This is a genomic window from Salinivibrio sp. PR932 (assembly GCF_001996125.1).
Taxonomy (GTDB): domain Bacteria; phylum Pseudomonadota; class Gammaproteobacteria; order Enterobacterales; family Vibrionaceae; genus Salinivibrio; species Salinivibrio proteolyticus.
This window is the reverse complement of sequence record NZ_MUFM01000010.1, coordinates 1-14,882: the sequence shown is the minus strand read 5'-3', so window position 1 is coordinate 14,882 and position 14,882 is coordinate 1. Positions and strand designations below refer to the sequence as shown.

Sequence of the window (14,882 nt, the reverse complement as noted above, 5' to 3'; positions counted from 1 at the left end):
CCGCTAGTAGGGAAACCCTTAATTGAATGTTCATCCAGCATAGACTGTTAATCCCATCACATTTCTGTACAATGCGCGCTCAGTCTTATTTATCTTTACACCCTCCTCGCTTGGCCGTGCATCTCCCGTTTTGAGTATGATGATACGCGCCCTCGTTGAGCATATTCGCTAGGAAACTCTTTTGATTTCAATCGCCAATATCACCATGCAGTTTGGTGCTGAACCGCTATTCGAAAATATCTCTGCCAAATTTGGTAACGGAAACCGCTACGGGTTAATCGGTGCCAATGGCTGTGGCAAATCGACCCTGATGAAAATCATGAGCGGTGCCCTCATCCCAAGTGCAGGGAATGTTTCTATCACACCAGGGCAGACGTTGGGCGAGCTGAGCCAAGACCAATTTGCCTACGAACAGTATTCAGTGATTGATACGGTGATGATGGGTGACCGCAAGCTGTGGGAGATCAAGCAAGAGCGCGAGCGTATTTATTCTCTGCCAGAAATGAGCGAAGAGGACGGCATGGCTGTGGCTGAGCTAGAAAGCCAGTTTGCAGAAATGGACGGTTATACCGCAGAAAGCCGAGCTGGCGATATTCTTTTGCAAGCGGGCATTGCCGAAGAGCTTCACTTTGGCCTGATGGCGCAAGTGGCGCCGGGGTGGAAGTTGCGCGTGCTGCTTGCTCAAGCCCTGTTTGCCAATCCTGATATTTTGCTGTTGGACGAACCGACCAACAACTTGGATATTCACACCATCAACTGGTTGGCGGGTGAGCTGCAACAGCGCCAGTGCACCATGATTATTATCTCGCACGACCGTCATTTCTTGAACGCCGTATGTACCCACATGGCGGATATTGACTACGGTGAACTGCGTGTATATCCGGGTAACTATGATGACTTTGTTGCGGCATCTAGCTTGGCACGCGAGCAATTGCTGTCGAGCAACGCCAAAAAAGAAGCCGAGCTGAGTGAGCTGCAAGACTTTGTGAATCGCTTTGGTGCTAATGCCTCTAAAGCCAAGCAAGCCAGTTCACGCGCCAAACGCATGGAAAAGATCCAGCTTGATGAAGTCAAAGCATCAAGCCGTGTGCATCCTTATATCCAATTTACCGAAAGCAAAAAGCTCCATCGCCAAGCGGTTGAATTGAAAGAGCTGGGTCATGGCTTTGAAGATGGCCTGTTATTCGATAACGGTCACCTGCTGCTTGAAGCTGGCTCACGACTGGCTGTGATCGGTGAAAACGGGGTGGGAAAATCAACCCTACTGCGCTGTCTTGTGGGTGAATTGAGCCACCAGAAAGGCACCATTAAGTGGTCTGAAAATGCCGCGATTGGCTACTGCCCGCAAGATAACAGTGCCGAGTTTGATAACGATCTCACCCTGTTTGAGTGGATGTCACAGTGGCGCACCGCCAAGCATGATGATTTGATTGTTCGTGGCATTTTGGGTCGCTTGCTGTTTTCGGCTGATGATGTGAATAAAAAAGCCAAAAGCTGCTCTGGTGGTGAGAAAAACCGTCTGATGTTTGGCAAACTGATGATGCAAGATATTAATGTGATTGTGATGGACGAGCCAACCAACCACATGGATATGGAAGCGATTGAAGCACTTAACAAAGGGCTAGAGCAATTCCCCGGTACTTTGATTTTTGTCAGCCATGATCGCGAATTCGTCTCCTCGCTCGCCACTGACATTATTGAGATTAAAGACCAACAATTGTCGCACTTTAACGGCAGTTACGATGAGTACCTCGCCCACTTAGAAAAAGTACGTGCGGTGGCTTGATCACTTCGGTTATCGATCACCACTAACCATCATCTCGCCCCAGCCACAGTCGATGTCGCTGGGGCGATGTCGTTTATTGGTCAGTCACTAGCAGCACACTGCCCTCAAGCTGCGTCGGCCCGTAAGCAAAGATCTCCGCGTTACGCACGTCAAACATCAAAATCGTATTATCCGCTTGCACATGACTATTGCTCCACACGTAAGCGCGTACATCACCACTGCCATAGCCTTCTTCTGACGTAGAGTATGGGAATCCGGCGGCAAATGCCTTTGGATTAAGCGCGGGTTTCATGCAAGCATGTTCAGCCAAAGACGCTAGCTCTTTAATATTGGGCATGCGCCATTGCGTGTGACCGGCAAATTGATGCAGCGGATGCGCTTGGCTTTGATTGATCGCCTGCACTTCATTAAGTGCGGCTTGCCAATACATTCCGGTGCCCTCGCCACGACACGCCTGCTGTTCGGCTTGCCAGGTTTTACCCAGTGGGCAACGCATCCACGTTAATCCGGTAAAGGTGTCCGTTACCGTGCCATTATCATCAAAGCTGTAACGGACATTCGGTGCCGTTTTGGTTAAATCAATCGAGCATTCTTGGCCTGCCCATGCAGTTGCAGATGCGAAGATACTGGCGGCAATGATCAGCTTGTTCATTATTTTTCTCCTTGGGCGACAAGACGAATAGGCAGTTGCCATGAGGTGTAGTCAGACTCGACCTGATCGCTATAGATCTCGAGCGATACCGTGGTGCCACGATCACTGCCTCGTGTTTGCGGCAGCTGGATATAGCGCGCACCCGGCGTCGCAAATGCGGTATATTCGGTTAAGAAAGAGGTGGAAGACCACAGCAAGCCGGCATCGTATTCACTGGCAGAGGATTGATGAGGGAAATACTGCGTATCGAGCCCATAAACACGCCCATCGCTATCGGTTTGCGTCTCGCCGAAATCAATCAGGCTATACAGTTCAATAAAAGTGGGTAAGCGCCATTGATCAATGCCACAGACCTGTTGCTGATTTAGGTACGCTTGGTATTGGGCCGTGGTGCAAATACCCTCAGCGTCTTTGCAGCCTGTCGCCTCAACGTCTTTGCCAAACGGTTCGAACTGTCCAGGCACTTGATAGGCAAAAAGGCGATCAACATATCGCGGGGATTGAGGATCCGTGTGTTTGCTCTCCCATACCAGTCCGCTGCGATTATCTTGCACGCAATCCCACGTGGTGGCGCTATCGGGCAAAGGCTGACCCTTACCATCTAGTTTGGTAAAGCTAAACCCACCTTCCTTTGCATCAAAACCATAGTCAGCATCTTGACCGGGGTAATCGACAGGCGCGGTGGCGACATCCCCGCTGTCGGAATAATAGCTAACAATGCCGGTATCGTTTACAGGACGCATTTGAGTCCGTTCATCCAACTCAACCAAAATCGCGTTAAGGTCCGCGTCGCTTGGCGCACCTTTAAGTAAAACATCCGCGTAACGCGCCAATTCGCCGCTTAGTAGCGCTAGCATGCGATTCGCCCGCGAGGGTGTCATCCCTGATATCAGCGATAAAACGTTATTTTCAAGCTGTACAAAACGGTTATCCGCCCCGTTGGTAAGCAAGTCCGCTTGCGTCGTGACGCCCATCGCCTCGAATTGCTCACGTAAATGAGCGACAGCATCTTGATAGGCATCCCCTGCCGCCATGTTGCTAGCGACCAGTGTGCTGATCACATTGATCTCATTGCCGGTAGTCTTACGCACGCCGGGAGCAACAAGGAATGCATTCGCTTGGCGAGGCGCGTCAGCCTGCGCTCCCATTCGTTGCGACGATAACGTGGTCACGCCGGTGTCGATTTGCGCGACAATCGGTGAGGACAAGATCGCTTTATTGGCGCTGGTGAGGGTAAATGCCCCTTGCTCCGCTTGCGTGGTGGGTTCGTTGGCGTTGCAGGCAAAGTCACCATTTAAATCCGCACAAACGGTTTCATTACCGGTGGCATTGGTGGCGCTAATGGTACCAGAGACGCTGTAGGTCGGCGCGATCGAGTCGCTTGCACTCGTTTCTGATCCAGAACCATTACAGCCTGCCAGTAGCAATGCACTGGCGAGTAGAGAGTAGTTAAATTTCATCATATCTGTCTTTTTAGTAAGGGTGTTAAGGTGATTGAATAACGCGTTATCGGTACTCGCCCTTTCGTGCTCGCCAGCCGCCCCAAAGCAAGCCCACCAGCAGCAGTGGCCATGACAACGCGCCGCCTCCCGAGCTGGCGGTATCGAACGCATCTTTGGTACTAAGGTCGGTATCTTGGCAGTCGAATTCCGTCACGCGTCCCACTTGCCATGCCAGCAGCTCACCACGGCTGCCTTGGGCATAGTCCGTCACTTCAAGACGCCAATTCCCCGCAAGAGGTTCGCCATCAAAGGCTTGCAAAAGGCCGTCGTGCTGGCTGGTCCAATAGCGCACCAAGTCATCGCTCTGATGGGCGGTATTGGCGTGTAGCGTCACCCGTGTGCCTGCGGGTGAGACGAGAACAACGCGTAAATCTGATGGGCTGGCATGGTTGATATGGACATACACGCCAAGATCGGAGCGAATGGCATTCGTGTCATCGTTAATAATGAAGTTAAAACTTTTGAAGCCATTGTTTTGCGCACCATTACTGGCCACCGATGCATCCGGTAAGGTTGCATTCAGGATTTGGCGCGATTGGGTGAGTTGGGGCAAGCCTTTAATCACCGTCAAACTGTCTTGCCATTGATGGGTTTGCAGCGTGTCATCAAATTGATAGTCAATTTGCGCATCAAGGGTCAGCGGCTGACCGCATTGCGCCGCAAGCGGCAGAGGAATAGAAAACGACTGAGCCTGGCTGAGTGTTTGATTAATGGACGTGGGCGCTCCACCTTCCACTTTAATGTCACCGCGAACTTTGGCTGTCCGCCCTTGTGGTGTTAAGCGTGTGTGGATCGCCGCCGTATCGGCAACATAACGCTGGCTTATCTCAAAGCGAAACGGTGCTTTGAGCAAACCGTGTTGTTCAAAGTTCGCTTTCAACAAGGCTGCATAGTCGCGTGATGGATAATAGGTTTTAGCTACATAGAGCATGCTTTCTGCCAGATCGTGCATTTTCATGCCCCGGCCTAGCCCAAACATCGACTCCAGCACCAAGGTATCCATCTCTTTAAAGGCGGGTTCACCATACAGTGCGACCGCTTGCTTGAGGGTTTGGAACAAAGGCGTCGACCAAAGCTCATCCCCCAATTCACCACCGACATTTTCGTGCGCGCGGTATTCACTGCTCTCAAAATAGCGCGCTTTTTGATTCCACAAACTGCGCGTACCTTGCTTAAAACCGAAATAACCATCCCAGTTAAAGACGGTATCAATCTCGAAGTCATCACCTTGTTGATACAAGGTGCGATAGCTGGCAGAGCCCGCCCAATAGTCAGCAAATCCCTCACCCAAGGCGCCCGTGTGGCCATACGCCCAGTCGGGCAAAATATGGTAGTGAATACCGTGGGCCAGTTCATGGACCACGACATCGGCATCCAGTGTATCGGGCGAGCCCGACGCCCCAAACATCACCGCGTTAGGACCCACATAGTAAGACGAGTTGTTCGAACTTAACGCGTGAGCATCAAAGCGCACCGGACCGTCAAATAATGAATACCCTAACGAGGACACATATTGCAGGGACTTATCCAAATGATAAAACGCCATCATTTGTGCAAAGTCTTGACTATCAAAAGGCAACGTTGTGAGCGACGCATGGCTTGCAAACTGTGTGACACCGTCAGGATTTAAAAACGAGACACTGTCACTTTTCTGCCATTGTCCAGACTCAGGGTTTTTGTCTTCAAAGGCGATGGCATCAACAGCTTGGACTCTGGGATTACTCAAGTAGAGGGTGCCGCCCACATCCAATAAAGAGACATCACGCATAACAAAACGTGGCGCGTGGGGATAATCCGCCAGCGTTGTCCAGAGCGTTTCAGGGGCGGGCTGTTTATCCATACTACGCAGATCTGGATCAACCACATTGACGGTGCGCGTCACTAATTCTCCGTCTGATAGCGCTGGCGGCGCATCCGCGATCAGGCGACGCGGGATCTCAATCGCCGCTTCTTTCACTGCCTCACCCTGTCGGATCATGGTGTCGGTTAAGCTTTTATACACCCGAGTCACCAAGCCCTGTTTATCGGTATGTAGCACTAATGTGCGCTGCGGCTGATACTCGCCACCACGATAAATATCAAAGTTATACTGACGACCAAGCAAACTGCTGGTTTGGTAGCGCAACGACAGCTCTCCCACCGACGGATAATGCGTGCGCAAATATTGCTGTGCTTGAGTGGCATCACTTGCTTGATTATTGCCCGCAGGGTAATCCCATTCCCCTGCCATGACATTGGTACTGGCAAGTACCAACGCCACAAGACTGATCGCTGATTTCATGGTTCTTCCTTAAAACGCATAACGTGCATTGAGGGTGAAGTAACGACCAGGCTCGGTCGAAAAACGGGTTTGTGATTCGGAAATACCGGCAACGTCTTGATAACGAATGTATTCGCGGTCTAACACGTTATAGACATTGAGATTGATAGAAGCTTGCGACGAGAACTGATAGCCCAAGCCAAGGTCAACGCTCGCCCAGCCAGACGTCTGAGCACACTCAGAGCGGGTGCCTAACTCGGTGTAGCACATGGGCGTGCGGGTCATCTGATCTGCCCAGTTCAAACGGGTATAACCGTTAAACGATTGGTTATCGAAGTGAAGTGAGACACTACCCTCTAGCGGGGATAAGTTGCGAACATACTCGTCATTGTCGTCTTTGCCGGAAATCCAGCCAATCTGACTTTTCGCTTGCCATTGTTCGGTAAATGCATAGGCCGCAGACGCCTCAACGCCATACGTTTTTACACCATCAAGGTTTTCATAACGCTTCTCAAACAAACCAGTTTCTGCGTTGAAGCCCTTATCGGCAATATCAATAAACTGGCTAAACCGGTTGTAATACGCCGCGGTATACAAACGCAGCTTGCCGTCATCATATTTGGCCCCGAGCTCAAAACTATCGCTGGTTTCCGCGTCAAGCGACGGATTGGGCAGCACCACAAATGGCGTCACCGGCACAGAGGCATGGTTGGAGTAGCCATAGCTTTTGTCATATTCAGGCGCTCGATAACCATGCTTATAACTGAGGTAGGTATTGAACGCTGGCGTCCAGTGATAAGCCACCGAAGCACTGGGCGATAACGCTGCACTGTTATTATCCGCCACACTCGCCATGCCAATGGCTTGGGGATCGTCTGCGCTCAATCGGTACGCATCAGCGCGTAGGCCCAGCATCACACGCCACTGCCCGATGCTCATTGCATCTTGTGCATAAACACCTAACGAATAACTCCGAGCAGGGGCAAAAGGTTGCGTATCACTCACCGTTACGCCGTTCCAGTCGAGAGTCGTTTTCGTCACAGGGCGTTCATGGTAAGCCGTTTCTAACACACCACCGTAAACCAGCGTATGCACCACGTCTCCGCTGATTTTCTCAGCGTTGGCGTCTACCGACCAACCGATTGACTGGTCTTGAAAACGGCGATCATCCAGCACCCGACGTTGCTCATTGATCCCCATGTTCCAGCGAGTCATCAAACGGTTCGTGTTCTGGGTAAAATCGGTATTTCGGTAATAGAGCTTGGTGTTGAGAGTTTCTAACCAAGGCTGCTGGGCGTGATATTCACTGCCAAGCCACAATTGCGAGGTTTCGATTTGTTCGGCTTGATCAAAGGTTTTGATATCCCACTTACCGTCAGGTTGAATCGATGCTGTGCCTTCTTGTCGCGATGCGTCTTCGCGGTAGAGCTTGGCTCGAGCACTTAGCTTCCAGCGATCGGAGACATAATGATCCAGACGCAACGACGCACTGCCACCATCCAAAGTGCGGTTATACAAATCTTGCTGATAATTACGGGTTTCTTCCCCTTCCCAATAGCTCACATCGAGCAACGCACTGGTATCACCATGACGGAGCGCGAGACGACTGCCGACTCGGCCTTTATCACTGAGCTCGCTATAGGTAACTTGCGCGTCGGCGTACAGATCCTTGTTGCGGAGGAGATCGTCAGCGCTCAGCGATGTCACGATCACGGCACCGCCTAATGCACCTGACCCGTAACTGGTTGAGCTAGCGCCTTTCACGACTTGGATTTGCTTGGCGCTTGCGATATCAAAGGAATTACGCCCTGCTTTATCATTCAAATCAGCCGCCCCGAACCCATCCGCGACAGGGACGCCATCTTCCACAATCAAGATACGGTTACCGGACATCCCGCGAATGGTGATGTTTTGAGGGCGACCCGCTCCGCCCGTCACACTGACACCCGGTTCGTTTGTCAGTGCATCATAGAGCTCGGTGGCGCCTTTTTTTTGGATATCTTCGCCGCGGTAAATGGCGACCGAACCCGCTGTATCTGACGGCAATTCAGCAAATTTATTGGCCGTGACGACCAACGTCTCGACGTGGCGATTGGTCGCATCACCAGAGGTATTCTCCTCGGTGTTGGCAGAATTGGCGTGCACGGTGCCAGTAGCCAGTGCCGTCAGCACTGCCACAGAGACAGAAGACAATTTCATTTAATACTCCGGTTAGTTCACACGCTTCAGTTGGTGTAAGAGAAAGGCATAGTCGGTTGCTTGTTGCGTCAGCCCATGGCGCGCATCGGCTTGGTGGCCACGGGAAAAATCTGTCAACAACAAATAAGGGCCCGTTCGGGTGCTGGTTGCGGCTAAATGCGAAAGGTATTGCGCCCCTTCCCAAAAAGGAACCCGCTTATCGTCCCAGCCGACACGCACCAGCATAGGGGGATAAGGGTTTTGCTGGATGTTGCGCAAAGGATCATAGCCTTGCATGACCTCGCGCTGATCGCTCTGCGCGGGATTGCCCCATTCTTGGTATTGCTGTGCGGTTAACGGCAACGCCGGATTAGACATACTGCCCAGCACATCGACAAACGGAACATTGAGGCTAGCGGCCGCAAACGCTGCGGGCGCTTGGTTAAGTGCCGCGGCAACCAAGGTACCACCAGCGCTGGAGCCAACAGCCGCGACTGCACGTTGTCCATCTTGATAGCGGCCCATCGCTTTGGCGACATCAATAAAATCTTGGATGCCATGCTTTTTATTCATCCCGCTGCCCGCTTGGTGCCATGTTGCACCGTAATAGCCTCCGCCACGCACATGCGCAATCGCATAGATGACGCCTCTGTCCATTAGCGAGACGGTTTGCGGCATAAAATACGGCTTCATGGTAAAGCCATACGCGCCATATCCATAAAGCACGACTGGCGATGACGGGGTCAGCGCATCTTTACGATATGCCAAGGTGACAGGAATACGATGCGGTCCAACGTATAAGCGCTCAGAGTGATAGCGAGACGCGTCAAAGTCGGGGTAATGATCGGCACTGACTTCACGACGCGTGCCGGATTTAAGATCCAGCGCTTCCCATCGTGGTGGCTGTACGAGCGACATACTGCGAATAAACAACTGATTGCTCGCATAGTCGCCTCCGCGCGCAAACCAAGCGACCTGCCCTTGTGCCGCCAAAGGCTGCTTAACCACGCGCTCACCGTCTGCATTAAGTAAGATAAACCACTGCTCACCCTCTTGCTGTTGGGTGAGGACAATGCCATCTTCGAAGAGGTAAAACGTGTTTAATTCAGCGCCCGACTTGGGGGCATAAATGACTTGCCAATCGTTCGGCGTCGCGACGGCAGCACGATAAAACTGCTTGGTTCCTTGGTGGTTGCTCAGCATCCAAAACGCATCATCGGTCTTATCGAGGTAGTATTCGACATTGGGTTGGCGCGCTTTGAGCGGTGCAGACAGGCTGCCTTCATTCAGACGGAGCAGACGCTGTTCGGTCGACGATTCATTGTTGACTTGCACAATGGCCGTATCTGTGTGGCTAGCACGGTATACCGACAACAACCACGCAGGATCGACTTCTTCATACACCAGGCTATCGCCACCGATGGTGCCTATTTCATGGCGGAACAATTGATATGGGCGTGCAGTTTCCGCGTCTTTACCGACATAGTAGAGCTGCTGATTATCCGGCGACCAAATGACAGACGCATCAGCCTCGGTGGCAATAATATCGGTTTGCCCTGATTGGCAGTTGATCAGCACGATGCGGTAGTCTTCCTCACCGTGAATATCCTCGGCAATGGCGAGCCATTGTCCATTGGGACTTAACGACCAACTTCCCAGCTGGTAATACACATGCTCAGCAGCTCGCGCCTCAATGTTGAGCAATGTCGACCCTTTTTCGCTGCCTGCTTCTTTTTCGCGAACAGCTTCTTTTTCGCGAACGGCTCCTTGTTCACTGACGGCTTTGCGCATACGCAGCACGCGCTCACCATTAACCCGTGTTTGCAAAAATTCGCGACCATCGCGCGTTAACCAAGGTGTGGAGCCAGTTTTCGGTGTGCGCTGCCATTCATTCAACAACTCATCGCGAAGCGATTGACTCGCCATCAGAGACTGTTGTGCATGCTGATTTTGGCGTTCCAGATATGACCGAATTTTATCCTGTTGATGGGTCACATCTTGCAGCCACGAAAATGACGACAACGTATTCGTTTCATCGTCGCTATGGCTCAATGGCGACACAAACAAAAGCCCGATTAACAGCGTATTCACTAACTTCATGTTATAAAAACATTAAATTGGGGTAAGTTCAGGGCGCGCATCATAGATGCAAATACGATTGAGATCAATTATCATTTGTAACGTTATTTGAGGCAGATCTCATTCAGTCATATTGACTGCAATAACGCGTTGTTATTCAAGCTGTAACGAGATAAAAGGCAATGATGAAGCGAAAACGACCTATCACCCTACACGTGCCAACTCAACCACTTGGATTGCTGATAATCGTCGCACTCGTGTGTGTGGGTGTTCATTATTCGTCACTTGCTGAGACGTGGGTGTGGCAGCGCAGTGCACTGGCTTCAGGCCAAGCGTGGCGCGTGGTGACGGGTAATTTTATTCATCACAACCTCTTCCATCTGCTGACCAACATGACCGGATTAGGCGTATTCGGCCTGATGTTTTATCGCCATATCGGCGCCGGTACGCTGGCGTCGCTGATCTTGTGGCTTGCGTGTGTGGTTGGTCTGGTGATGTGGTGGAGTCCCTATCAGCAGTATATGGGTCTATCCGGGGTGTTGTATGGATTATTTATGTATGGAGGAATAAGCACTATTCACACCCCTAGCGGGAAATGGATTGCCTTAATCACCAGCGTAAAGTGTGTGGGAGATGCGCTATTGGGCCAATCCCTGCCCATGCGTGCCGCGTTAGGTATCGATATTGCTCACCTCGCTCATGGTGGAGGAATCATCGGTGCGCTGGCCTTTTTTGCCATCAAACAGCGAATCCAACGTCGAACCATATCATCTAAAAACACCGACCTTGCACTGTCTTAGTGATCGGCGACTTTCATTCACCGCCATTTACCGCTATACCTACATCACTCTCGGTTGATAATAGGTGCCTTCTATGAAAGCGACACTGCCAGCACTCACGCTTGCTGCCATATTAATCTCTCCCGCCAGTCAAGCGTTTTTTGGTCAAGGTAATACCACCACGGATGTGATGACCCAAATGGCGACCCAATTTGCGGACGACCAGGCCAGTGAATCGCCGCTTGTACAAGCAATTACCGAGCAAGTGGATGTTAGCCCCACGCAAGCGGCTGGCGGCGCAAGTGCCCTGCTAGCGATGGCGGCGAATCAGCTCACTGGTAACCAGCAGCAAGAGCTGGCAAGTCTGCGTCCTGATTTATCCTCCCTTTCATCATTACTGGGTGACAGTGGCATTGGCGATAACATTGGTTCGCTCGAGAGTTTATATAACGTGGCTGACACACTCGGCATTGATGCAGCCACCTTGCAACAATTTGTACCGATTGTACTCGAGTATTTAGGCCAGCAAGGTGCCAGTGAGGGTTTACTGAGCGCGCTAACGGGTCTCTGGCCTTAGCTACTCGTTTTAACGTTTTTATTAACGCGCGGCGCTTAACCGCGCGTTAGTGCGTTCTCTCAAGCAAAACGGATCGAGACACGTTATCATAGCGGCCTTGTTGTTTTAGCCGGTGTGATTATGCCTGCCTTTTCATTGTCCGCGATCCCGATTGGGATCCGCTTTATGCTCCTTTCCGCGTTCGGCTTCGCGGTCATGTCGGCCTGTGTTAAATATGTCAGCCTACATGGTATCCCGCTTTTTGAGATTGTCGCTGCACGGGCTTTGGTGTCGCTTATTATCAGCTACACAGATGTCAAACGAAAAGGCTTGTCGCCCTTTGGCAATAATAAACCGCTACTATTGCTGCGCGGCGTATTAGGGACTGGCGCACTTATGTGCGTGTATTACGCCGTTACCACCCTGCCGCTCGCCGAAGCCACTGTATTGCAATACATGCATCCCGTTTTTACTGCGGTACTTGGATTGATCGTGCTGAAAGAGCGATTACAAGGCGCCACCTTAGTATCCATTGCCCTGTGTTTGGGCGGCCTCTATCTGATGGTTCAACCCAACCTCAATACATCGATCGATAGCGCACTTCCGCCCTTTAGTGTCGCTATCGCATTACTGGGGGCCTTGGGAAGTTCGGTGGCCTACGTGATTGTACGAAAGCTCAGTCGCAGCGAAGACAGCTCGGTGATCATCCTATACTTCCCGATGGTCGCCCTGCCGGTCTCAATGGTGTTGATGTGGCCAGACTTTGTGATGCCAAGTTTGCCGCTCACATTCTTATTGGTGTTAGTAGGCGTGTTTACTCAAATCGGCCAGTATGGACTTACCAAAGCCATGCAAACACAGCAAGCGGGCGAAGCGTCAGCCTATGCGTATGTGCAAATCGTGTTTTCTACTTTAATTGGGATAGCGGTCTTTCAAGAACTGCCGTCCATATGGACGTATCTCGGTGGTGGGCTGATTGTGGCGGGCGCATTGTTCAATGCCTTGGGACACCGACTCTTCCGGCGACGTTTGGTGTAGCTCGCGCGTCGCGAGTTTTGTGAGTGACGCGCAAAATGGCCTCTTATGAGGCCATTTTGCTGTTCTTATTGCTTTTGCTGTTCAGGCAACGTGATGCATTTCTGCACGCGTTTCCGTCAACGCGTTTATCGCCAAGTTCAGATCTTGCTCTAGGGTATGCAACCAAGCATATCGCTTGGTGTATAAACGTCGTTTACTGCCACTAAGCTGGGTAACATCTTTACGTATTGGCAGCATCGGCAAGGTATACATATATCGATTCAGTGGCATGCCATCATATTCACGCCAAAGCTCATCATAATCAAACGTCACCACATTCCGCTTAGAAGTGATGTAACGAATCGCTTTATAAATATGGCCTTTATTAGACACCGCGTAGCAGCGCTCGGCACCCATGATACGGCCCAGCATCAGCACCAGCTCTAACATCAAAGCTTTGGTTCGCAATCCATGCGCCGTTTTCGTCAACATTTTAATGATCTGATGACGGTCAGGTACGCTATCACTCGGACCTTGCAAGGCACCGATATAGAGTTCTCGCCCCTCACGGTTAAAGTGGAACGAAATACTGTACACGCCTTGCTTGCTCTCCACGTCATACAAGGACAAACCCAGCGCCCCTTCGCGAATTGCACCACGATAAAAGCGCACGCCATATTGACGTCCATTATTGGCAGTAAAGCTGACAAGAGGCAGACCCGCGACTGAGAAAATGGTGCTGCAATGACGGCCAAAGGTATTTGCCATAAAACGATAATGGTCATGCAGCATTGCAACCCGCTCAGACATGCTCAGTGAGACATTGAGGTACGGTTTGAGCGGTTTAGTGATCACTTCTGGATAGTCAGCCAATACCGGCGCCAAATACGGCTCGTTAAAGACCTCAATCATGCGTTCCATAATGGTTGGAAATGCCGAACCCAACGCGCAAAAACGCCAGTTTTTGCTCACTACACGCCATCCTTTGCTGTTCGGATAAATTCTTTCAGCCCACTCCACAAGACTCATTCGATGCTGTTTACTGATATTCATCACGGCCAAACCCACTTCATTTTGTTGCATAAAACGCGTTAAAGAGGGTTGACTATAATCAGCAAATCAAAAAAAGGCTGTCGTGAGAATGTACGAGAGTGTCAGTGTTTGTCGGTGTCTATCAGAATTGCGTGGACGTTTTTGCGGTGGTAATGAAAGAGCGGATTGCCAAGCTCAACAATCCGCTAACAACTCTCTAATTATGTGCGGATATGTTTGATGGCACTGCTGAGTGAGTCAACATTATCTTTTAGATCGGAGACAATCGGACCCAATTGATCAATCGCTTCATTCATATCACCTGAAAGCGTCTTGATATTCGCGAGATTGCTAGAGATCTCGTCACTCACCGACAGTTGCTCTTCAGTAGCAGAAGCAATGGAAGAGTTAAGGCGGTGAATCTCGGCTGCGGATTCTTTTATGGTACCTAGCGCCTCATTAGCCGTTGTCATATTGTCACGCGTGGATGCGATTTTTTCAGCGTTAACACGAATGGTTTGGGTTGATTGCTCGGCTTTACCCTGCAAACTTCCAATCATGTCTTCAATTTCACCTGCCGATTTTTGCGTGCGTTGCGCCAGTGATCGCACTTCATCTGCCACCACCGCAAAACCGCGGCCTTGGTCACCTGCACGTGCCGCCTCGATAGCCGCATTAAGCGCCAATAGATTAGTTTGCTCGGCAATATCTTTGATCACATCCAACACATTACCGACATTGGTCGATTCATCCGCCAATTCTTGAATGACTTCAGATGTTTTGGTGAACTCAGTTTCCAAAGTCCCAAACTCAAGTGTCGTTTTATCAAAAATTTCTTTACTGGTGCTCGTCTCTTTTTCTGTGCTCCCTGCGTATTTTTCAGCCATAGATGTATTTTCAGTCACTGTTGCCAATGCTGATGTCATCTCTTCCATTGCTGTAGCCGCCATTTCTAGTTCTTGGTTTTGTTGATTAGATACTTTGGCATTTTTGTCGGTAATATTAACTAAACTCTCTGTAATCTGTGAAATCATATGATTC

The 14,882-nt window shown here is 50.7% G+C and carries 11 protein-coding genes; 4 read left to right on the top strand and 7 right to left on the bottom strand.

Features of this window, described 5'->3' with window-relative positions; genetic code table 11:
* The first annotated feature begins 181 nt into the window (after positions 1-181).
* Positions 182-1,786: an ABC-F family ATPase gene (locus BZG84_RS06840; protein WP_077678093.1), complete on the top strand. Its 1,605-nt coding sequence runs from the start codon at positions 182-184 to the stop codon at positions 1,784-1,786.
* Between the two features lie 73 nt (positions 1,787-1,859).
* On the opposite strand, the gene BZG84_RS06835 is transcribed toward BZG84_RS06840, so the two are convergent.
* Genes BZG84_RS06835 through BZG84_RS06815 form a run of 5 tightly spaced genes read right to left on the bottom strand, consistent with a single transcriptional unit; the run spans position 1,860 to position 10,478 of the window.
* The gene (locus tag BZG84_RS06835) at positions 1,860-2,438 is read right to left on the bottom strand and encodes an Lcl C-terminal domain-containing protein (protein ID WP_077481727.1); all 579 of its coding nucleotides are present in this window, start codon (positions 2,436-2,438) and stop codon (positions 1,860-1,862) included.
* Complete coding sequence (locus BZG84_RS06830; protein ID WP_158011473.1) at positions 2,438-3,901, bottom strand: Lcl C-terminal domain-containing protein; 1,464 nt, start codon at positions 3,899-3,901, stop codon at positions 2,438-2,440. The genes BZG84_RS06835 and BZG84_RS06830 overlap by 1 nt, the downstream gene beginning before the upstream one ends.
* Before the next feature lie 43 nt (positions 3,902-3,944).
* Positions 3,945-6,221 carry a proprotein convertase P-domain-containing protein gene (locus tag BZG84_RS06825; RefSeq protein ID WP_077678091.1) on the bottom strand — a complete coding sequence of 759 codons (2,277 nt, stop codon included), beginning with the start codon at positions 6,219-6,221 and terminating at the stop codon, positions 3,945-3,947.
* A 9-nt stretch (positions 6,222-6,230) separates the two neighbouring features.
* Positions 6,231-8,399 (bottom strand): TonB-dependent hemoglobin/transferrin/lactoferrin family receptor, encoded by a 2,169-nt coding sequence (locus BZG84_RS06820; protein ID WP_077678090.1) that lies wholly within the window; start codon positions 8,397-8,399, stop codon positions 6,231-6,233.
* A 12-nt stretch (positions 8,400-8,411) separates the two neighbouring features.
* On the bottom strand, positions 8,412-10,478 hold the full coding sequence (locus BZG84_RS06815; RefSeq protein WP_077678089.1) for a prolyl oligopeptidase family serine peptidase: 2,067 nt from the start codon (positions 10,476-10,478) through the stop codon (positions 8,412-8,414).
* A 161-nt stretch (positions 10,479-10,639) separates the two neighbouring features.
* Here BZG84_RS06815 and rrtA point away from each other — a divergent pair, with 161 nt between their 5' ends.
* From rrtA to BZG84_RS06800, 3 genes are all read left to right on the top strand, one after another.
* Positions 10,640-11,257 (top strand): rhombosortase, encoded by a 618-nt coding sequence (gene rrtA, locus BZG84_RS06810; protein WP_077678088.1) that lies wholly within the window; start codon positions 10,640-10,642, stop codon positions 11,255-11,257.
* 73 nt (positions 11,258-11,330) lie between these two features.
* Complete coding sequence (locus BZG84_RS06805) at positions 11,331-11,813, top strand: DUF2780 domain-containing protein (RefSeq protein WP_077678087.1); 483 nt, start codon at positions 11,331-11,333, stop codon at positions 11,811-11,813.
* Between the two features lie 120 nt (positions 11,814-11,933).
* A complete protein-coding gene (locus BZG84_RS06800; RefSeq protein WP_077678086.1) occupies positions 11,934-12,830 on the top strand; it encodes a DMT family transporter in 897 nt (298 codons plus the stop codon).
* An 81-nt stretch (positions 12,831-12,911) separates the two neighbouring features.
* Here the strand turns inward: BZG84_RS06800 and BZG84_RS06795 are convergent, their stop codons facing one another.
* Entirely contained in the window at positions 12,912-13,892 is a 981-nt protein-coding gene (locus BZG84_RS06795) for a VirK/YbjX family protein (RefSeq protein WP_131826261.1), read from the bottom strand.
* Between the two features lie 170 nt (positions 13,893-14,062).
* Positions 14,063-14,882 (bottom strand): methyl-accepting chemotaxis protein (locus BZG84_RS06790; RefSeq protein WP_241825765.1); only part of this gene is annotated, 820 nt, incomplete at its 5' end.